24 protein-coding genes are annotated in these 19,504 nt (G+C 65.1%); 12 read left to right on the top strand and 12 right to left on the bottom strand.

The window, feature by feature from the left end:
- The first annotated feature begins 23 nt into the window (after positions 1 to 23).
- The gene (gene rpmE, locus AC1ROK_RS19040; RefSeq protein WP_492849777.1) at positions 24 to 245 is read left to right on the top strand and encodes a 50S ribosomal protein L31; all 222 of its coding nucleotides are present in this window, start codon (positions 24 to 26) and stop codon (positions 243 to 245) included.
- A 177-nt stretch (positions 246 to 422) separates the two neighbouring features.
- On the opposite strand, the gene AC1ROK_RS19035 is transcribed toward rpmE, so the two are convergent.
- The 3 genes from AC1ROK_RS19035 to AC1ROK_RS19025 form a co-directional block, all read right to left on the bottom strand.
- Positions 423 to 836: a GFA family protein gene (locus AC1ROK_RS19035; protein WP_492849775.1), complete on the bottom strand. Its 414-nt coding sequence runs from the start codon at positions 834 to 836 to the stop codon at positions 423 to 425.
- 41 nt (positions 837 to 877) lie between these two features.
- A complete protein-coding gene (gene rcdA, locus AC1ROK_RS19030; protein ID WP_492849773.1) occupies positions 878 to 1,402 on the bottom strand; it encodes a protease adaptor protein RcdA in 525 nt (174 codons plus the stop codon).
- A gap of 297 nt (positions 1,403 to 1,699) precedes the next feature.
- The gene (locus AC1ROK_RS19025; RefSeq protein ID WP_055883079.1) at positions 1,700 to 1,885 is read right to left on the bottom strand and encodes a DUF1192 domain-containing protein; all 186 of its coding nucleotides are present in this window, start codon (positions 1,883 to 1,885) and stop codon (positions 1,700 to 1,702) included.
- A 183-nt stretch (positions 1,886 to 2,068) separates the two neighbouring features.
- Here AC1ROK_RS19025 and AC1ROK_RS19020 point away from each other — a divergent pair, with 183 nt between their 5' ends.
- The 5 genes from AC1ROK_RS19020 to AC1ROK_RS19000 all read left to right on the top strand — a co-directional run bounded on the left by AC1ROK_RS19020 (position 2,069) and on the right by AC1ROK_RS19000 (position 7,037).
- Entirely contained in the window at positions 2,069 to 3,094 is a 1,026-nt protein-coding gene (locus AC1ROK_RS19020; protein WP_492849770.1) for an NAD(P)H-quinone oxidoreductase, read from the top strand.
- 96 nt (positions 3,095 to 3,190) lie between these two features.
- Positions 3,191 to 3,913, top strand: a complete 723-nt coding sequence (locus AC1ROK_RS19015) for a DUF1013 domain-containing protein (RefSeq protein WP_492849769.1) — start codon at positions 3,191 to 3,193, stop codon at positions 3,911 to 3,913.
- Between the two features lie 18 nt (positions 3,914 to 3,931).
- Positions 3,932 to 5,821, top strand: coding sequence for a monovalent cation:proton antiporter-2 (CPA2) family protein (locus tag AC1ROK_RS19010; RefSeq protein ID WP_492849767.1), 1,890 nt, complete (start codon positions 3,932 to 3,934; stop codon positions 5,819 to 5,821).
- Between the two features lie 37 nt (positions 5,822 to 5,858).
- A complete protein-coding gene (locus AC1ROK_RS19005; RefSeq protein ID WP_492849765.1) occupies positions 5,859 to 6,629 on the top strand; it encodes a sulfite exporter TauE/SafE family protein in 771 nt (256 codons plus the stop codon).
- A gap of 21 nt (positions 6,630 to 6,650) precedes the next feature.
- On the top strand, positions 6,651 to 7,037 hold the full coding sequence (locus AC1ROK_RS19000) for a VOC family protein (protein WP_492849763.1): 387 nt from the start codon (positions 6,651 to 6,653) through the stop codon (positions 7,035 to 7,037).
- A 94-nt stretch (positions 7,038 to 7,131) separates the two neighbouring features.
- Here the strand turns inward: AC1ROK_RS19000 and AC1ROK_RS18995 are convergent, their stop codons facing one another.
- Positions 7,132 to 7,302 carry a YdcH family protein gene (locus tag AC1ROK_RS18995; RefSeq protein WP_477149867.1) on the bottom strand — a complete coding sequence of 57 codons (171 nt, stop codon included), beginning with the start codon at positions 7,300 to 7,302 and terminating at the stop codon, positions 7,132 to 7,134.
- A gap of 178 nt (positions 7,303 to 7,480) precedes the next feature.
- Here AC1ROK_RS18995 and AC1ROK_RS18990 point away from each other — a divergent pair, with 178 nt between their 5' ends.
- The 6 genes from AC1ROK_RS18990 to AC1ROK_RS18965 all read left to right on the top strand — a co-directional run bounded on the left by AC1ROK_RS18990 (position 7,481) and on the right by AC1ROK_RS18965 (position 11,463).
- Entirely contained in the window at positions 7,481 to 7,696 is a 216-nt protein-coding gene (locus AC1ROK_RS18990) for a YdcH family protein (protein WP_055883069.1), read from the top strand.
- 173 nt (positions 7,697 to 7,869) lie between these two features.
- Positions 7,870 to 8,586: a TetR/AcrR family transcriptional regulator gene (locus AC1ROK_RS18985; RefSeq protein ID WP_492849760.1), complete on the top strand. Its 717-nt coding sequence runs from the start codon at positions 7,870 to 7,872 to the stop codon at positions 8,584 to 8,586.
- Between the two features lie 290 nt (positions 8,587 to 8,876).
- The gene (gene purE, locus AC1ROK_RS18980) at positions 8,877 to 9,341 is read left to right on the top strand and encodes a 5-(carboxyamino)imidazole ribonucleotide mutase (protein WP_477157169.1); all 465 of its coding nucleotides are present in this window, start codon (positions 8,877 to 8,879) and stop codon (positions 9,339 to 9,341) included.
- Positions 9,334 to 10,422: a 5-(carboxyamino)imidazole ribonucleotide synthase gene (locus AC1ROK_RS18975; RefSeq protein ID WP_492849758.1), complete on the top strand. Its 1,089-nt coding sequence runs from the start codon at positions 9,334 to 9,336 to the stop codon at positions 10,420 to 10,422. Before purE ends, AC1ROK_RS18975 begins: the two co-directional genes overlap by 8 nt.
- A gap of 142 nt (positions 10,423 to 10,564) precedes the next feature.
- Positions 10,565 to 10,807, top strand: a complete 243-nt coding sequence (gene rpsU, locus AC1ROK_RS18970) for a 30S ribosomal protein S21 (protein WP_055046207.1) — start codon at positions 10,565 to 10,567, stop codon at positions 10,805 to 10,807.
- Between the two features lie 191 nt (positions 10,808 to 10,998).
- On the top strand, positions 10,999 to 11,463 hold the full coding sequence (locus AC1ROK_RS18965; RefSeq protein WP_492849756.1) for a DUF992 domain-containing protein: 465 nt from the start codon (positions 10,999 to 11,001) through the stop codon (positions 11,461 to 11,463).
- A 199-nt stretch (positions 11,464 to 11,662) separates the two neighbouring features.
- Here AC1ROK_RS18965 and AC1ROK_RS18960 read toward each other — a convergent pair whose 3' ends face one another.
- The 8 genes from AC1ROK_RS18960 to AC1ROK_RS18925 all read right to left on the bottom strand — a co-directional run bounded on the left by AC1ROK_RS18960 (position 11,663) and on the right by AC1ROK_RS18925 (position 19,498).
- On the bottom strand, positions 11,663 to 12,481 hold the full coding sequence (locus AC1ROK_RS18960) for an alpha/beta hydrolase (RefSeq protein ID WP_492849754.1): 819 nt from the start codon (positions 12,479 to 12,481) through the stop codon (positions 11,663 to 11,665).
- A 47-nt stretch (positions 12,482 to 12,528) separates the two neighbouring features.
- Positions 12,529 to 13,188, bottom strand: coding sequence for a DsbA family oxidoreductase (locus tag AC1ROK_RS18955; protein ID WP_492849752.1), 660 nt, complete (start codon positions 13,186 to 13,188; stop codon positions 12,529 to 12,531).
- A 278-nt stretch (positions 13,189 to 13,466) separates the two neighbouring features.
- The gene (locus tag AC1ROK_RS18950; RefSeq protein WP_492849750.1) at positions 13,467 to 13,871 is read right to left on the bottom strand and encodes a hypothetical protein; all 405 of its coding nucleotides are present in this window, start codon (positions 13,869 to 13,871) and stop codon (positions 13,467 to 13,469) included.
- Positions 13,872 to 13,993: 122 nt separating this feature from the next.
- A complete protein-coding gene (locus AC1ROK_RS18945; RefSeq protein ID WP_492849748.1) occupies positions 13,994 to 15,613 on the bottom strand; it encodes a hypothetical protein in 1,620 nt (539 codons plus the stop codon).
- Positions 15,614 to 15,747: 134 nt separating this feature from the next.
- Positions 15,748 to 17,154, bottom strand: coding sequence for an NAD(P)(+) transhydrogenase (Re/Si-specific) subunit beta (locus tag AC1ROK_RS18940; protein WP_492849746.1), 1,407 nt, complete (start codon positions 17,152 to 17,154; stop codon positions 15,748 to 15,750).
- Positions 17,151 to 17,696 carry a hypothetical protein gene (locus AC1ROK_RS18935; RefSeq protein WP_492849744.1) on the bottom strand — a complete coding sequence of 182 codons (546 nt, stop codon included), beginning with the start codon at positions 17,694 to 17,696 and terminating at the stop codon, positions 17,151 to 17,153. The genes AC1ROK_RS18940 and AC1ROK_RS18935 overlap by 4 nt, the downstream gene beginning before the upstream one ends.
- Complete coding sequence (locus tag AC1ROK_RS18930) at positions 17,696 to 18,085, bottom strand: NAD(P) transhydrogenase subunit alpha part 2 (RefSeq protein ID WP_492849742.1); 390 nt, start codon at positions 18,083 to 18,085, stop codon at positions 17,696 to 17,698. Before AC1ROK_RS18930 ends, AC1ROK_RS18935 begins: the two co-directional genes overlap by 1 nt.
- Positions 18,086 to 19,498, bottom strand: coding sequence for a Re/Si-specific NAD(P)(+) transhydrogenase subunit alpha (locus tag AC1ROK_RS18925; protein ID WP_492849740.1), 1,413 nt, complete (start codon positions 19,496 to 19,498; stop codon positions 18,086 to 18,088).
- Between the last annotated feature and the right edge of the window lie 6 nt (positions 19,499 to 19,504).

The following is a 19,504-nucleotide window of genomic DNA, read 5'->3' as shown; positions in this document are numbered from 1 at the left end:
CCCGTTTGATTTGAGGCAGCGCCATGAAGAACGACATCCATCCCGACTACCACCTGATCACCGTGGCGATGACCAACGGCACGACCTACCAGACCCGTTCGACCTACGGCAAGGAAGGCGACACGCTGCAGCTCGACATCGACCCGACCACGCACCCGGCCTGGACGGGCGTGCAGGGCAACCTGATGGACCGCGGCGGCCGCGTCACCCGCTTCAAGGACAAGTTCAAGGGCCTCGGCTTCTAAGCCTGACGGTACCGACGAATGCAAAAGCCCGGCCATTGCGCCGGGTTTTTTGTTGTTTGGAGTAATATCAACGGCTTGGGCGGACGCCCCACCGGCGCAACTCACCACCAGGCAGTGCCTCAAACTCGATGTCATCCCTGCGAAAGCAGGGACCCAACTAGCAGCCCGCGCATCCCCTCAAACCCGGTTCGTCTCATACGCCGTGATCGACGGATCGATCTCGGCCCAATCGACGCGCGAGCGCGTCCAGGCCTGGCGATTGGGCCTCACTACACTGGGATCATCGAGGCTGCCGGCCTTGATGAACACCACGTCTGGGTGCAGCGGCGGCAGGGTGTAGAGCGGCGAGCCGCAATCGCCGCAAAAGAAGCGCGCCACCGGCCGGCCGCTGTCGCCCTGTTTGACGAAGCTCTTCGGGATGCCCTTGCTGACGCTGAACCCAGCGGCGGCAACTCGCACGCTGACGCCGAAGGCGCTGCCCGAAATGCGTCGGCAATCCTCGCAATGGCAATAGCCGGCGGCGCCGACCTCACCCTGGTAGGTGTAACGCACGGCCCCGCAAAGGCACCCACCCGTCAATGTCTCGGTCATTGTTCCACCCGGTCTACTCGACCGATGGTAAGGCTGCCGACCTATTCCTTCAACCGGCCGAATGCTGCCTTGAGCCGCGCCAGCTGGTCGGCAATACCGCCTTCGGCGCTCGGGGCATATTCCGGCACGCCGCCGCGCTCGAGCTTGTCGAACTGCTGCACCCGATCGAATAGCCGGTCGCCCTTGGCGATAAACTCCCTGAGCCGATCCGGCAGGTCGCTGTAGCCCGGGCCGCCACGATCGGCCGGGGTGGCGGAGAAGCGGACCTTCTCCTTTTCGGTGCGGGCATTCTCGGCGGTGAGTTCGCCCTCATTGACTGCGCGCTGCAGCAGCAGCCAAGAGGCGAGCTGCATCAGTCTGGTGGTGAGGCGCATGCTCTCGGAAGCGTAAAGAAACGAAGCTTCGCGCGGCAGGCCGCGGCTCTCGGTGCGACCGTCGCCGTCGAGATAGGAGGCGACCTGTTCGATCAACACCATGCCCTCGCGGTAGAGCATGTCGAACCCACCGGACGCGACGATACGCGGCCCGATGGCCACCGGCTTCTGTTTCTGCCTGCTGTCGTCCACGCTGCTGCCGCCCGGGTAACGGAAATTTGCGACCGGCGCCTGCTGCCGGATACCCGGTTGTGCGCCCGCCTCCCTTGCCGTTGGCTTAACGGACCGATGGGAACCGCATAAAAGAAAAGAGCCGTCGAAACGGCTCTCGAAAGTTAACAGGGAGGCGTCAAACAGAGGGAGAAACCACTCTGCAAAATCCAGCGAACTGGATACGATTTAAGTTAACGGCGATGTGTTAATTCGAGGTTAACGAGACTCGCTTTCTTAACCTTGCCATTCCGTCACCAGCGCGGCGCCGTCGGCGCCTCACAGCTTGAACAGCGATTCCGCCTCCGAGCGGGTCTTGTTCCGCGCCGCGATCGCCTGCTCGAGGCGAGCGATCTCGGCTTTGAGGAGGCCGATCCGCTCCTCAAGCTCCTCTACCGACATCGTGTCGATCAGCATGCCGACCTCGTGTCCCCTGGGCTTCTTGACTGCGTCGTCGTCGAACATGAGCTTCTCCCGGCTTGGGTTTTTCCGAATTTTAGACCTCCTGCCGAGGCGTGCAACCCTGACGCCCCAGGGCGTCGACTCCGACGTCCCCCGGAGCGTCGACTGCGACGTCCCCGGACGATTGGCTGATTGCCAGCGCGGGTCGCATGGTCCTAGCTAATGGCCATGCCGATCCCCGCCGAAATGACTGCCATTTCCATCACCGAGTTCGGTGGTCCCGAGGTGCTACAGCCGGTGCGACTGCCGGTGCCGCAGCCCGGCCCCGGCGAGGTACTGATCCGCGTCGCCGCGGCCGGGCTCAACGCGCCCGATCTCGGCCAGCGCCGCGGCACCTACAACCCGCCGCCCGATGCCTCGCCCCTGCCCGGTCTCGAGGTCGGCGGCGAGATCGCGGCCATAGGCCGGGGCGTCCGCGGCTGGTCGCTGGGTGACCAGGTGGTGGCGCTGACCCATGGCGGGGGCTACGCCGAGTATGTCGCGGTGCCATCAGGCCAGGTGCTGCCGGTCCCCACCGGCTGGTCGATGCTGTCGGGCGCTGCGCTGCCGGAAACCTTCTTCACCATCGAGCAGACGCTGGTCATGCGGGCCGGGCTGGCGCCGGGGATGCATGTGCTGATCCACGGCGCGGCCGGCGGTATCGGCGGGGCGGCCATCCAGATCGCCCGACTGCACGGCGCCAATCCGATCGCCATCGTCTCGGGGCCCGAGAAGGCGGCTTATGCCCGCACGCTCGGCGCCACCGAAACCATCGACCGCGCGAGCGAGGATTTCGTCGCCCGGACGCTGTCGATCACCGGGGGTAAAGGCGCCGACCGCATCGTCGACATCGTCGGTGGCGATGCGCTGGAAAGGAACATCCGCGCCTCGGCCCGCTTCGGCCATATCGTCATCGTCTCGACGCTGGCCGGGCCGAAATCCGAGATCAATGCCAGCCTGATCCTGATGAAGCAGCTGACGCTGTCGGGTTCGACGCTGCGACCACAGACCCGCGAGGTGAAGGCGGCGATCGCGCGAAGCCTCGCAAAATCGGCCTGGCCGGCGCTGGCCGACGGCCGCATCGTCCGCCCGCGGATCCGGGCGTTGCCGCTCGCCGAGGCGGCTCGTGGCCATGTCGAACTGGAGCAACCCGGCAATTACGGCAAGCTGATCCTCGTCACGCCATGGGGCGAGACTGCTTACGATAGCGACAATCCGATTGAATCGGCCTGAACCCGCAGGTATATAGGCGCATTATTCCCCCTCAGGATGAACCACGAGGCGGGGCGGACCGGAAGAACCCGGCCGCGCCTCAAGGAGAGATTTATCATGGCCACGCCCCTACTGATGCCCAAGGCAACCGCCGTCTGGCTGGTCGACAACACTGCGCTCTCGTTCGAGCAGATCGCCGCCTTTTGCGGGTTGCACCCGCTTGAAGTGCAGGGCGTCGCCGACGGCGACGTGGCCACCGGCATCATGGGCGTCAACCCGTTGCAGAACGGCCAGCTGACCCGCGAGGAGATAGAGAAGGCCGAGGCCGACCCGAACTATCGCATGAAGATCTCGGATCCCAAGGTCCGGGTCGCCGCGCCCAAGCGCAAGGGTCCGCGCTATACGCCGATCTCGCGCCGCAACGAACGCCCGAACGCCATCAAGTGGCTGCTGCGCAACCACCCCGAGATGAAGGACGCGCAGATCATGCGTCTGGTCGGCACCACCAAGTCGACCATCGATGCGGTCCGCGAGGGCACGCACTGGAACAACGCCAACATCACCCCGATGGACCCGGTGACGCTCGGCCTTGCCAGTCAGATCGACCTCGATCTGGAAGTGAGCCGTGCATCCAAGGGCGCCGCGCCGGGCGATATTGCCGAACAGGGCACCATGCTGCTGACCGCGGAGGAAGCGCTGGCCGGCGCCCACGGCCGTGCCGGCATGGACCATGCCGAAGACGAGGAGGGCGTCGAACGTCGCCCCGAGCGCGAGGAAGAGCTCGACGCCGATTCGGTGTTCGCCAAGCTGAAGTCGCTCAAGGGCGATTCCGAAGAGTAAGGCGCACGGGCAGCAGAGATGGAAATCAACCTGCTGCTCGCAATCTTTGTTCTTCTCGCCGCAACGGTATTGCTCGTCCCGCTGTTCAAGTGGGCCGGGCTCGGCACCATCCTCGGTTACCTCGCCGCCGGTGTGCTGATCGGCCCCTTTGGGCTGGCGCTGGTCTCCGACACCGACCTCATCCACCAGATCGCCGAGTTCGGCATCGTCATGATGCTGTTCCTGATCGGCCTTGAGGTCGATGGCAGCGAACTCTGGCGCATGCGCAACAAGGTGTTCGGCCTTGGCCTCACCCAGATGGCGGCGACCACTGTCGTCGTCGCGGTGCTGGCGCGGCTGATCGGCTTCGTCTGGGTCGATGCCGTCGTCGTCGGCCTGGCGCTGGCCATGAGCTCCACCGCCATCGCCATGCAGTCGGTGGATCAGCGCAACATCACCAAGACCGACACCGGTCGTGCCTCTCTGGCCATCCTCCTGGTGCAGGACGTGGCGGTGATCCCGATCCTCGCCATCATCCCATTGCTCAGCGCTATGGGTGGCTCGCCCATCGAGGCGATCGGCGAGAACGTGCTCGAGGCGGTCGACGACCCGATCGACTGGTGGATTGCCCTGGTGGTGGTCGGCGCGTTTGTCGCAGCGCTGTTCGGTTCGCGCTTCGTCATCCGGCCGCTGATGAGCTGGCTCGCCCGGACGCGCGTGCCCGAGGCGTTCACCGCTTTCGCGCTGGCGCTGGTGATCGGCGCCGCGCTGGTCACCGAGAGTTTCGGGCTGTCGCCGGCGCTGGGGGCGTTCTTCGGCGGAGTGCTGCTGGCCGACAGCGAGTACCGGCACGAGCTCGAGAGCAACCTGCAGCCATTCAAGGGTCTGCTGCTCGGGCTGTTCTTCATCACCGTGGGGATGTCGATCGCCTTCAATGTGGTGATCGAGAACCCGCTGCTGGTGCTGGCGCTGGTGGTGGCGCTGATCGGCCTCAAGATGCTGGTGCTGTTCGTCCTGGCGACCTTTTTCAAGATGCACGTTGCCGAGCGGCTGTTGCTCGCCGTGCTGCTCAGCCAGGCCGGCGAGTTCGCGTTCGTTGTCCTGCAGTTCGCCCGCACGGCTGGGAACCTCTCGGGGCCCGAGGTGGAGCTGCTGACCGTGGTGGTGGCGCTCTCGATGGCGGCGACGCCGTTCCTGATCTTTCTCTATGACCGGCTCTGGGCGCCGCGGCTCAACCGCAACGGCGATGCCCAGGCCGACCTGCCGCCGGGCCCGGACGTGCCCCACCCGAATGACCGAGTGATCGTCCTCGGCTATGGCCGCTTCGGCCAGATCGTCACCCGGCTGCTGCGCGCCCAGGGCTTTGAGATGACGCTGATCGACGACGATCCGGCACAGATCGAGCTGGTCAAGCGCTTCGGCGTCAAGGTGTTCTATGGCGACGGCGGGCGGATCGAAATCCTGCGTGCGGCAGGCGCCGACAAGGCCCGAATGATCGTCATCGCCGTGGCCGGTGGTGAGCGTATCCTCGGCATCGCCGAGCTGATCCGTCGCAATTACCCCGACATCATCATCGCGGCCCGCGCCGTCGACCGCTCGCATGCCCATGACTTGATGGCGCTCGGGGTGCAGGTGATCGAGCGTGAAACCTTCCGCGCCGCGATCAAGCTGGGCGAAGAAGCGCTGCTCGCGCTCGGCCGTGACAAGGCGGAGGCCCACCGCGTCGCCGAGGCGTTCGAACAGCACGATAGGCGCATGCTGCACGAGAGCTACGCCGTCCGCCACGACCAGACCGCCTATATCGGCTTCGTCCGTCGCTCCACCGAAATGCTCGACGCAGTGATGAAGGCCGACCGCGAACAGCAGCCAGAACCGGGGCATTCTGCCCAAGGCGATATTGACAACAAGGCGCCGCGGGCATCCGAGTAGCGGCCAGTCTTTCTTCCCACCGGTCGCCCCCTTCCCCATGCCCGATCTCTATTTCTGGACCGTCGCAATCCTCGCGGTCTTCATCGTCGCCTTGAGCAAATCCGGGCTGGTGGGCAGCCTCGGCATGGTCGCCGTCCCCATGATGTCGCTCGTGATGCCGGCGCGTGATGCCGCGGGCATGCTGCTGCCGCTACTGCTGGTGATGGACGCCATCGCCATCTGGACCTACCGCAAGGATGCCGACTGGCGCATCCTCAAGATCATGCTGCCCGGCGCCATGGTGGGCACGCTGGTCGGCTGGGCATTGTGGAGCTTTGTCAGCGACGCCATGGTGCTGCTGTTCATCGGCATCATCACGCTGCTGTTCATCCTCGATGCCCTGCTGCCGATCAGGAAGAAGCTCGAGGGGCTGCCGCCGTCGAAGCCCTGGGGCGCGTTCTGGGGCGGCTTTGCCGGCTTTACCAGCTTCATCAGTCACACCGGCGGCCCGCCGTTCCAGATCTACGTGCTGCCGCAGCGGCTGACGCCGGTGATCTATTCGGGCACCACGGCGTTCTTCTTCGCTATCGTCAATACCGCCAAGCTGGTGCCGTATTTCTTCCTCGGCCAGCTCAACGTCGCCAACCTCACCCACGCCGCGATCCTCGCACCGCTGGCCGTGGTCGGGGTGATGATCGGCGTCTGGCTGGTGCGGCGCATCTCGGTGATACGCTTCTACCAGCTTACGTATTGGCTGGTGTTTTTGCTGTCGCTGAAACTGATTTACGATGGCGCGGCTGGGGTGTTCTTCCCTGCCGCTGTCGCCTGAGGCGCAACAAGAGCAATAAAGATGAGCATCGACTATCGCCTCGACCATATTGCGCTGCTGGTGCGCGACCTCGACGAGACGGCGAAGTTCCTCACCGAGGTGCTGCAGATCCGCGAAGTGCCCGACCCGATGGGCGGCACCCATATCCGCTGGTTCGAGTTCGGCAACAGCCAGCGCTTCCATATCCAGGCCGGCGACATAAGCCGCACCCATGTGGAAAAGCGCACGCACTTCGCGCTTTCCGCTCCGGATTTCGAGGCCGTGCTCACGCATCTGCGGGCGCTGGGCACGCCATTTTCGGATATGCAGGGCAACCCGGGCGCGGTGAACACCCGGCCCGACGGCATGCGGGCCGTGTTCGTCCAGGACCCCAACGGCTACTGGTTCGAGATCAACGATTTCCGCTAGACATCGAGTTTGAGGGTGGCAGGTGACGCCGCCCAACAAAAAAGGCCGCGGCGCTTGCCGTGGCCCTCAACTGCATGGGATTCTGTTTGTTTCCTCAGGCCTCGCTGAGCATTCGCGCCAGCTCGTCCTTGATCTCCAGTTTCTTCCGCTTAAGTGCCGCGACGTACAAATCATCGTGGCTGGGGTGGCTCATTTCATCCTCGATCTTCCGGTCCAATTCCCGGTGACGCCGCTCGAGCGATTCGACGTGGCCTTCAGTCGTCATGACAACTCCTCTCCAGCTTTTCGACGCACTGATCGTCACAAAAATTTCACGCCCTGTCGATGTGCAAGACTGCAACACCTCCCCGCCGGTGCAAAATCAGGTGCAAATCGCCGACCGATCGGCTAACCCTTTCGGCACGGGCATTTCGCCTCGCTGAGGGACCTCGTCAACCGCTGCGATGCTGCCGCTTACCAAGGAACAAGAAGCCGCGCTGGGTCTGGAACTGGCTGCAAAACGCCAGGAACATGCCGACCTCGACGCCGCCATCCACACCCTGTCATCCTCCGGCTACTCCGATCAGATGCTGATTCAGCGTATGAAGAAGCGTAAGCTGACGCTGAAGGATCGGATCGTGCAGCTCGAGAACATCCTGCTTCCCGACATCATCGCCTGAGCGAGCGCTGCGGGAGGCCGCAGACTGTCCCGGTTGGAAAGCACACCACTCAAGACTTGCGACCTGCGTCGGCGCGCCGCTCTCCACTTTCCTCGCCGAGCATGCTACACAGCGTGACCGACCGCTGGTCGGTCCTTGATTTTGACGCGTGCAACTGTCCTTGGGAGGGCGGAATGCCGTTTCCTCGAATTGTGAAGAGCGCCCCTGCACGGCGCGATGAAATCCTCGACGCCGCGCAGCGACTATTCGCCCGCAACGGCTACGACTCGACCTCGGTCAGCCAGATCATCGCCGCCGTCGGCGTGTCGAAGGGGGCGTTCTACCACCACTTCGAATCGAAGGAGGACCTGGTCGAGGCCCTCGCCTGCCGCTATGCGCGCCAGACCGCTGCGCTGACCGAAGCGGAACTCTCCGACCCGACGCTCGATGCGTTTTCAAAGCTCGCCGGCTTTCTCGGCACCATGCGCCGCCACAAGACCGAGACCGCGGCAGAACTGCGCGCCACGTTCGAGCCGATGTTCCGGGCCGAGAACCTGCAGCTGTTCGAGCGCACCCAGCGCGCCGTTACCGAAGTGGTGCAGCCGATCCTGACGCGCATCATCGTCGAGGGCGTTGCCGAGCAGACCTTCGATACACCGGATCCGCAAGGCGCCGCCGAGACCATCATGCACCTGATGACCTCGAACCGGGAGTTGATCGTCGAGCTCTACCAGACCCGCGACCGGCTGCATTTCGAGCGGCTGTCGCAGCGCCTGCTCGACAAGATGGAGTATCTGGGCACGGTCATCGATCGCATCCTCGGGCTGCCGGAAGGCTCGATCGAGCTGGCCGATCGCAGCGCTCTCGATGCGCTGGCCTGTACGCTGGACCGGCCGCCGACCGCCGCCTGACCACAAAGGACGAGGGCTGCCCGCTTGCACTCGGCGGGGCTCTTGCCTAAGGGTGAAACGTGGAGCGTGGTCAGCAAAAGTTGCAGACTTTTGTAGTTCGACCGCGCGACAAACGTCGCGAGCGTGGTCAGCAAAGGTTGCAGACTTTTGCGGTTCGACTGCGCGACAAACGTCGCGAGCGTGGTCAGCAAAAGCTGCAGACTTTTGCGGTTCGACTGCGCGATAAACCAGGCATGAGCCGCGCCTTCCGGGGGACCTAAGTGCCGACCTCGCCACCCGTCGCCATCATCATGGGCAGCCAGTCCGACTGGCCGAACCTGCGCCACGCCGCCGAGACGCTCGACGCGCTGAAGATCGACTACGAAGCGCGCATCATCTCGGCGCATCGCACCCCCGACCGGATGTACGAATTCGCCAAGGGCGCCAAGGCCGAGGGCTTTCAGGTGATCATCGCCTCGGCCGGCGGCGCCGCGCATCTGCCCGGCATGGTGGCCGCGCTGACCCCCCTTCCCGTGCTCGGGGTGCCGGCGCAGACGGCGGCACTCGGCGGTGAGGACAGCCTCCTCTCGATCGTGCAGATGCCGCCCGGCATTCCGGTGGGCACCCTCGCCATCGGCCGCGCCGGCGCCATCAACGCGGCCCTCTTGGCCGCCGCGATCCTGGCGCTCTCCGATCCTGAAATCGCTTCGGCGCTCGATGATTTCCGCGCCGACCAGACCGCTTCCATCCCTGAGTTTCCATCCGACGATGTTTGACGCCTCGCCGCTGCCGCAGGGCAGCACCATCGGTATCCTCGGGGGCGGCCAGCTCGGCCGGATGCTGGCGCTCGCCGCCGCACGGCTGGGGATGAAGACCCACATCTACTGCCCGGATCCCGATAGCCCGGCCTTCGACGTGACACCGCTGAAGACCGTCGCTGCCTATGACGACGAAGCCGCGCTCGCGACTTTTGCCGCCGGCGTCGACGTCGTCACCTACGAGTTCGAGAACGTTCCGGCCAAGACCGCCGCCTTCCTCGCCAATTTGAAGCCGCTGCGCCCCGGCGCCAATGCGCTGGCCGTATCGCAGGACCGGCTGGCCGAGAAGGCCTTCCTCACCATCAACCGCATCCCAGTGGCGCCGTTCGCGGCGATCACCGATCTCGACCGGCTCGAGGCTGAACTCGAGGAGATCGGCGCGCCTGCGGTGCTGAAGACCACCCGCCTCGGTTACGACGGCAAGGGCCAGCGCATCGTCCACAACATGGAAGACGCGGCCCTCGCCTGGGAGCTGCTGTCGCCCAAACCGCTGGTGCTGGAAGGCTTCATCGAATTCGACAAGGAGATCTCGGTGGTGGTGGCGCGCAATGCGCTCGGCGAAGTCGCCGCGTTCGATCCCGCCGAGAACGTCCACCGCGACCATATCCTCAAGACCAGCACGGTGCCCGCCGACATCAGCTCGAAGACCGCGAAGAAGGCGGTCGAGATCGCCGCTGAGATCGCCACGGCGCTCGACTATGTCGGGGTGCTCGGGGTCGAGTTCTTCGTGCTGCCGGGCGGCAAGCTCCTGGTCAACGAGATCGCGCCGCGCGTGCACAATTCCGGCCACTGGACCGAGGCCGTGGCCATTACCGACCAGTTCGAGCAGCATATCCGCGCCGTGGTCAACTGGCCGCTGGGCGACCCCAGCCGCATGGCCGATGTGGTGATGGAGAACCTGATCGGCGACGAAATCACTGCGATTCCTGAACGGCTTGGCCCCAGCATCCAGCCGCATGCCTACGGTAAGGCCGAGTCGCGCCGCGGCCGGAAAATGGGTCACATCAACCGGATTGCGGTGAAAAAGCGCGCAAAATGAGCGATTTCGGACGCTTGCCGGTGTGGACAAGCCGTTTCGATTGGCCTATATAGCCGCCCACGAATGACCGGTTCAGCCGGTCGGCGCTCCTTTGGGGCGTTCACCTCAAACAGTTCTGACGGATTTCGAAGGGCGGTTGCGCTTGCAAGTAGTTGTTCGCGATAACAATGTTGACCAGGCGCTGCGCGCACTGAAGAAGAAGCTCCAGCGCGAAGGCGTCTTCCGCGAGATGAAGCTTCGCAACTACTACGAGAAGCCGTCCGAGAAGAAGGCTCGCCAGAAGGCCGAGGCCGTGCGCCGCGCCCGCAAGCTGGCTCGCAAGCGCGCCCAGCGTGAAGGCGGCCTGCCCGCCCCTGCTGCGGCAGCGCGTCCGGCACGCCCGTAAGAGGCGTTCAGATTTGGTTCAGGAACGCCGCCTCACAAGGGCGGCGTTTTTGTTACGTACCGCCAGAATTCGCTCATAGTTGTGCAGTTTGTGCGCAACCGGAAGAGGCCTTGTGCCGTTGGCGGCAACGGATAGACTCCCGATCCACCTGAGGATCGACTACAAACGCGTCAAACATTGGGGACTCCAACATGAAGAAGTTCATCGCCGCGGCCGCTGCTGCCGTCATGCTCATGACCGCCGGCGCTGCCCAGGCCGCCACCCAGGTCAAGGTCGGCGTACTCAGCTGCTCCGTCGAAGCCGGCGTCGGTTTCATCATCGGCTCGTCCAAGGACATGACCTGCCGCTTCAAGCGCGACGGCTACAAGACCGAGCGCTACCAAGGCAACATCAAGAAGCTCGGTATCGACATCGGCGTCACCGGCCGCACCGAGATCGTCTGGCTGGTGTTCTCGGCTTCCAACACCAAGTACGGCAAGGGCTCGCTGGCCGGCACCTATGTCGGCGGTTCGGCTGAAGCCACGCTCGGCGTCGGCCTCGGCGGCAACTGGCTGATCGGCGGCTCGCGCAAGGGCTTCGCCCTGCAGCCGTGGTCGATCCAGGGCCAGACCGGCCTCAACTACTCGGTCGCCTTCTCGGGCCTGACCCTGTACTGAGCCGGCGCACCGCGCTGAAATTGAACGCCGGTCCCTGAGGGGCCGGCGTTTTCGTTTTTGGGCCGGTGCGGGCTGCCCCCGCCCTTGATCCCTCCCCGCAAGGGGGAGGGAGACGCATGCTGCGATGCCGGTGTGAGGGTCTCCCTCCCCCTTGCGGGGAGGGGACAGGGGTGGGGGTCAGCATGTGCAAGCCGCGCGGCTACTGAGCCGTAGCTTCAGCCCGCGCGAAAAACGCCTTCGCCCTGTCCCAGATCCCGCGCGCCCACATATCGCTGTGCCCTGCCCCCGGCTCGATCCAGAGCTCGTCCGGGTTCGGCGCCAGCGCATGGACCCGCTCGCCATGGCTGACCCCGATGGTACGGTCGGCGGTGCCGTGCGCGACGTAGACCGGCTCGGTCACATCCCTGATCCACTGGTCCACCGGAAACTGGTCAGACATCAGCAGCCCGACCGGCAGGAACCAGTAGCGGTCGGCGGCGACCGAAACGGCCGAGTCGAACGGCGTTTCCAGCAGCAGCGCGTCAGCCTCCCGGAGGCTCGCCACATAGGTGGCCGGCCCCGAGCCGAGCGAGCGCCCCCACAGGACGATCGGAAATCCCTTGGCGGCCGCCCAGTCATAGGCCGCGAGGCCGTCAGCGAGGATGTTCGCCTCGCTCACCTCGCCGGGCGAACCGGGAAAACCACGATAGTCGAAGGCGAGAAAGCCATAGCCGTCGGCGACGAACGCTTCATAGCGCTCATGCTCGCGCGAAAAACTCTGGGCGTTACCGCGGAAATAGACAATCAGCGGCTTTCCGGCAGCCGGCGGCTGATACCAGCCGGCGATGTAGGAGCCATCGGCGCTGGGAATGCTCACCAGCTCCGCCTGCGCGAGCCTGGTCTCGCTCAGCGCCAGCAGCTGCCCGCCGCGATCATACTGGAAATCGCGCTGGAAGAAGTACATGGCGCCCAGCACCAGCCCGTAGGCCAGCACGGCGACGATGCCGACCCCGATGGCGATCCGTCTCAGCCGCTTCATCTCATGCCCTCCGTTCGGCAAGGGCATGCCATGACGACGAAGCGATGTCAGCCCTGGGCTGCCTGCATCTTCTCGGGATCGAGCGCGAATTCGAAGGCCCGCTCGAACACTTCCGCCGGCTGGCAGCCGGAAACCGCGAACTTGTTGTCGAACACGAAGAACGGCACGCCCTGGATGCCCTGCTGCGCCGCGGCGACCGCCAGTTCGTGGGTGATCGCCAGCTCGCGCGGGTCGCGCACGGCATCGAGCGCCTCGGCATGGGTGAAGCCGTGCTGCGCGGCGATGCCGGCCAGCACCTCGTCGTCATTGATCAGCTGGTGATCCATGAAATAGCCCCAGGCGATGGCATTGGCCAGCGCATGCTGGGTGCCCTTGGCCTTGGCGAGGCGCACCAGCGTGTGGCCCTTGCGGGTCGGGAACGAGCGCGGCTGCTGGCTGAGATCGAGGTCGATACCGGTCTTCTTCGCCTCGCCCTCGACGCGTGCCCACATCTCCTTGGGGTCGCGGCCATACTTCTCGCGCAGCATGTCGGCGACCACCACGCCTTCCTCGGGCGTGTTGGGATCGAGATAGAACGGGTGGTTCTCCACCTCGACCACCACGTTATCCGGCAATGCGGCGATCGCCTGGTCGAGCCGTGCCGAGCCAACGAGACACCACGGGCAGACGGTATCGGTGAACAGGTCGATCTTGACGGTGCGCGGCACGGTGGTCCTCATTGGCTGAACCGGCCACACATGGCTGCACAACCCCGGCGGCGCAAGAACGCACACCGAGGTAACCTGCATCCGCCAACCTGCCTATCCGCGCCTGTGAGCATTTCACCGATGAGTTGCCCCATCTGCGGTGTCATCCCCGCGAAAAGCGGGGATCTCCGTTTGCGATGGTGCGACAGGCAAGAAAACAGGGGTTCCCGCTTTCGCGGGAATGACCCGGTGGGTACGTCGAGGGCCGGACCTTGGGTGCGGCTCGACTGCGCGATACGCTAGTTGAACGCCATCACCGCACTGATGACGATGCCGGCCATGGCGAGCCGGGTGATCCAGCCCATCACCTGCGGGCTGATGGTGCCCGGCTTGGCGAGGATGCCGATGATCATGGCGATCAGCACCACGACCACCAGCCCCATCTTGATGAAGAACCAGACGCTCTGCCCTTCGAACCCGCCATAGCGGACATAGACCATGGCGACGCCGGTGATCAGCAGCAGGCCGAAGGCGATGCGGGCGTTGATGCTGAGGCGTTTGCCGATGCCGCCGAGCAACGGCCGTGCCTCTGGCGGAGCCGCGGCGATGCGGCTGCCGATCAGCGGCGCCGCGATGGTGGTGGTAATGGCGAGCCCGAAGGCCGCGAGATGAATGATGAGGAGGATATTGAACGTGAGATCCATGACTGCCGAGCCCTTTGCTGGGAAGGCAGACTGGATACGACCTCAAGTGAAGTTGAGGTCAATAGGTGATCGCGCCGGCACGATATTTCACCAGCCCCGCCGCGTGGTGACGCGAGCATCAGCTAGTTGCGGCTCATCCCGACCGCATCGCGAAGCTGCTGGATCTGCGGGGCCGCAGCTTCCGCCCGGACCTTGTGTGCGTCCCCTCCGGGACCGAGCGCAACCTGCCGGCGCGCCGGCTCCGATCGTGTATCGACCCAGTAGAGATTGTGGCTGAACCTTCGCTTGCCATTGTCGAGGATGGGCACGTTGATATCCTTGATACCGGGCCCGAACAGTTGGGCAATCGCGCCGGAAATGACGTCGCCGCTGAGGAACCAGCGGGGATCGAACTCGTCGTAGATGTTGGTCCAGCGCACCGTGGAGAACACTGCGGCATGGTGTGTCACCATCCGGCCGTTCTCCTCATAGATGAAGCCTTCCGCATCGCCGCGCGGCTCGGGCGGCGAGATCGGCAGCACCCGCTCATGCTTCATCCGCTCGAAGTCCTCGAGCCCCTCGGTGACGAGGAACTGGGCATTGGCGAGCGGTGAGCCGAGCGTGACGAAATCGCTGACCTTCCAGCCCGACGACCCTGCCGGCTTGCCGTCAGCCGGAGGGTCGGCCGGCTTCTGCCGACGTAGCGCCGAGAACGCTGCCCATTGCAGGTTCTGGTAGGTATCGACATCGGCAGGCGTCCACTCGGCCACGGGTTTGCTGGCGAAGCTCTCCACCGCTTCGATGGCGGTGACGGCGTCGGCCTCCGGCGGGTTGTCCTTGGTGGGCCCGACGCTGTGCCAGAGCAGTTGCAGCAGGTCATAGGCGAGGACCGTCCCCAGCGAGTGGGCCACCACCACGATGCGGTCGTAGTCGGTATCGTCGTGGAGGGCCTTGAGCAGCGACAGGCCGCGCTCCCGCAGGGCCTGGCGGCTGCGCACCGTCTCGGTCTGCGCGCTCAGGTAGCTGGCGGCATCGCCGAACAGCGGCAGCAGGTCGTTGGTGAACAGGTAGAGCACCACACCCATGATCAGGGCGGCAACGATCACCGGCGTCTGCCACGAGATGAAGCCGACACCGACGATCAACGCGAGGAGGATAGCGCCACGCGGGATCGATTTTGCCTGCGCCGTGGCCGGAAAGAACTTCGGCACCACCAGCGTCAGCACGGCGATGGCAATGATCGCGAGGCCGATCAGTGCATCGACCCGGTTACGGTCCTGGAACGGCGCCAGCCAGTTTGCCTGCAGCAGTTGCGGGATTTCGAGGATGACCCAGAGCGTCATCGCCATGGCAGCGAGGCAGAGCAACCAGAACGCCAGCCACGGGCCATACATTCGCCTGGGCACCTGCAGCGGGCTGATCCAGAACAGGCGCTCGAGCCAGCGCCAGAGGTTGCGGAGCGGCGTGTCGGCCAACAGGTCGGCATAGTAGAGCTCGAAGAAATCGGTGCGGCGACCCTCGTCATGCGGCGGCGTGGTGATCCGCTGCATTTCGTAGAGCCCACTCTTGCTGTCGGGCACGATCCAGGTGTTGTCCTTGCTGTAGGGCGGATCCGGCGTCACATCGGGATTGGACGCCCACAGGGCCGCGACGAAATCGCGGATCGTGCCCATCGGCCGCTGCTGGCCCTGGCCGTGAACGACAACGATCGCCTGCCGCTTGATCGGCTCGGCCGCAGGTTTCGACACAGGTTTTCTTGCCATGACTATCCCCACGGGCAGCTGGGAGATTGATCTCGCAAGTCCTGAAAATGAAAAGAGCCGCCCTCAGGGCGACTCTAGTTCAGTATCGGCGCTGACGGAAGCAAGTCAGCAGAATTCAATAGACGCGCGGGCTGTCAGTGCCCCAGTGCCTTGACGATATCTTCGGTGACCTTCTTGGCGTCGCCGAACAGCATCATGGTGTTGTCGCGGAAGAACAGCTCGTTCTGCACACCGGCATAGCCCGCCGCCATGCCGCGCTTGATGAACAGCACCGTGCCGGCGTCTTCGACGTTCAGCACCGGCATGCCGTAGATCGGCGAAGTCTTGTCGGTCTTGGCCGCCGGGTTGGTGACGTCGTTGGCGCCGATGACGAAGGCGACATCGGTCTGCGCGAACTCGGAATTGATGTCCTCGAGCTCGAACACTTCGTCATACGGCACGTTCGCTTCGGCGAGTAGCACGTTCATGTGGCCCGGCATACGGCCGGCCACCGGGTGGATGGCGTACTTCACCTCGACGCCCTCGGCCTTGAGCAGGTCCGCCATTTCGCGCAGCGCATGCTGGGCCTGGGCCACGGCCATGCCGTAGCCGGGGACGATGATGACCTTGCCGGCATTCTTCATCATGAAGGCCGCGTCGTCGGACGAGCCCTGCTTGACCGGCCGCGTCTCCTCTTCGCCCGAGCCGGCGGCGGCGCTGTCGCCGCCGAAACCGCCCAGGATCACCGAGATGAAGCTGCGGTTCATCGCCTTGCACATGATGTAGCTGAGGATGGCGCCGGACGAGCCGACCAGCGCCCCGGTGATGATCAGCGCGGTATTGCCCAGCGTGAAGCCGATGCCTGCCGCCGCCCAGCCCGAATAGGAGTTGAGCATCGAGACGACCACCGGCATGTCGGCGCCGCCAATCGGGATGATCATCAGCCCGCCCAGCACCAGCGCCACGACGGTGATGGCCCAGAACCACAGCGGGTCGACGGTGACCGCGAAGGCCCAGATCAGCACCAGCAGCAACAGGCCGAGCGCGATGTGGATGATGTGGCGGAACGGCAGGATGATCGGCTTGCCGCTCATGTTGCCGTTGAGCTTGGCGAAGGCGATGACCGAGCCGGTGAAGGTGAAGGCGCCGATGGCAACGCCGAGGCTCATCTCGATCAGCGCCTGGGCGTGGATGTAGCCCACGGTGCCGATGCCGAAGGCCTCGGGCGCATAGAGCGCCGCAGCCGCGGCGAACACCGCGGCGAGACCGACCAGCGAGTGGAAGGCGGCGACCAGTTGCGGCATGTCGGTCATCTTGACCTTGCGCGCCAGCACGGCGCCGATACCGCCACCGATGGCAAGGCCGCCGATGATCAGCACCCAGCTCAGCCAGTCGGAAACACCGGCCACCAGCAGCGTGGTGACGATGGCGATGGCCATGCCGACCATGCCGAAGGTATTGCCCTGCCGTGACGTGGCCGGGCTCGAGAGCCCGCGCAGCGCCAGGATGAAGAGGACGCCCGAGACGAGATAGAGAACGGCGGCGAAACTGGCGTCGATCATTCCGTGACGGGCTCCATGCTGCCGGCGGGGAACTCCACATCGGCAAAGGCGGGGTAGACTTCCTTGAGGATCGCGACCTGCTGCGCATCTTCGACGCGCACCAGGTACCAGGCCTCTTCGTCGAACAGGCCGAGCGTCGACGAGCTCGCCTTCACCTTGCCGCCGGCCTCGCCCAGATCCATCACGGTCTCGGTCGGGATCAGCGCATAGGGGGTGCCGTCGGCGGTTTCGAGAAACTCGGCCGCGTCGAGGTCCATGCCGAAGGAAACGATCTCTACGTCCTTCATCACCTGGTCCATCTGCTGCTGCGTCGCTTCGATCAGCTGCTCGGTGGTGACGTTGAAATTGGCGGCGATCTTGTCGAGCACCTTGGGCGGCACGACGTCCATCACCTGGGACATGTCGCTGGCCTTCATTGCCGCGTCGAAGCTCTCGATGCGGGCCGCGAGGCCTTCGAGCTGCTCGTCGGTGAACTCGGCGGCAAAGATCGGCGTGGCAAGAACGGCGAAGACCGCTATGGCGGCGAAGAGACGCTTGAACATCAGTGTTTACCCGCCTTGCCGGCCGGCGCTTCCTTCTTCTTGTACATTGCCAGCATGCGCTGGGTGACAAGGAAGCCGCCGAAGATGTTGACGCTGGCGAGCACCAGCGCGAGGAAGCCGAAGAGTTTCGACACCCAGTTGCTGTCGGCGGCGAGCGGTACGCCAACTGCGAGCAGCGCCCCCACCACGATCACCGAGGAAATGGCGTTGGTGACGCTCATCAGCGGCGTATGCAGCGCCGGGGTGACGCTCCACACCACGTAGTACCCCACCGCGATGGCGAGAACGAAGATCGACAGGCGGAAGACGAACGGGTCGATGGCGCCACCGGTGGCGGCGCTGACCGCCGCGGTGATGGCATCCGCGGTATGGGCAGCGGTCTGTTCCATTTACTTCTTCCCCTTGGCGGTCGAGGGCTTTGCGGCAGGCTTGGCCGCCTTGGCGGTCGCAGGCTTGGTGGCCACGGGCTTGGCCGCAGCCTTCTTGGGTGCAGCTGCCTTCTCGGGCGCGGCAGCCTTGGCGACCGGAGCGACGATCGGTGCAGCCTTCTTCACCTTGCCGCCGACCGGTTTGGCCACAGCAGCGGCCTTTGCGGGTGCGGCCTCGGCCTTCGGAGCCGCAGCCTTCTTGGGCTCGGCTGCCTTTGCAGCCGCGGGCGTTGCCGCGACCGGGGCGGCGTCGACCTTGATGTTGGGATGCACAATGGCGCCGTCGCGGGTGAGCACGGTGGCTTTCACCAGCTCGTCGTCCCAGTTCACCGCCAGCACCTTCTCTTTCTTGTCGACCAGCGTTTCGAGGAACGAGACGAGGTTGCGGGAGTAGAGCTGGCTGGCCGAGGTGGCGAGCCGGCCGGCGACATTGGTGAAGCCGATGATGGTCGCGCCGTTAGCCGTGGTGATGGTCTTGCCGGGCTGCGTCAGTTCGATATTGCCGCCGCGCTCGGCCGCGAGATCGACCAGCACCGAACCCGGCGCCATCGATTCGACCATCGCCTTGGTCACCAGCTTGGGTGCCGGGCGGCCGGGGATCAGCGCCGTGGTGATGACGATATCCTGCTTGGCGATGTGGCCGGCGACCAGCTCGGCCTGGGCCGCCTGCTCGTCCTTGGTCAGCTCGCGCGCATAGCCGCCGGTGCCCGAGGCATCCTTCAGCGCATCGGTCATGATGAACTTGGCGCCGAGCGATTCCACCTGCTCGCCGGCAGCGGCGCGCACGTCGGTGGCGGTGACCACTGCACCGAGGCGCTTGGCGGTAGCGATGGCCTGCAGCCCGGCAACGCCGGCGCCCATGACGAACACCTTGGCCGGGCGAACCGTGCCGGCGGCGGTCATCATCATCGGCATGGCGCGGTCGAACGCGCCGGCGGCATCGATCACCGCCTGGTAGCCGGCAAGGTTGGCCTGGCTCGAGAGGATATCCATCACCTGGGCGCGGGTGATGCGCGGCATGAACTCCATGGCGACAGCAGTGACGCCGGCCTTGGCCAGCCCGGCAATCTCGGCCTCGTTGCCGTATGGATCCATCGCGCCGATCACCAGCGCGCCGACGGCTGCGCCGGCAAGGCTGGCGGCGGCCGGACGGCGCACGGTAAGGACGATGTCGGCGCCCTTGATCGCCGCAGCGGCCGAGCCGACGCTGGCGCCCGCGGCGGCATAGTCCTTGTCGGGGAAGCGGGCCAGTTCACCTGCCCCCGCCTCGATGGCGACATCGGCGCCCAGCCCGATCAGCTTGGTGACCGTCTCGGGCGTCGCCGCGACACGCGTCTCCCCTTCGGCGCGTTCCCGCAACACTGCAATCTTCATGGAAGT

The sequence above is a fragment of the Devosia sp. GW821-FHT12F11 genome, from assembly GCF_058806655.1.
The sequence above is the reverse complement of the archived record's forward strand: the minus strand, read 5'-3'. Positions and strand labels throughout refer to the sequence as shown.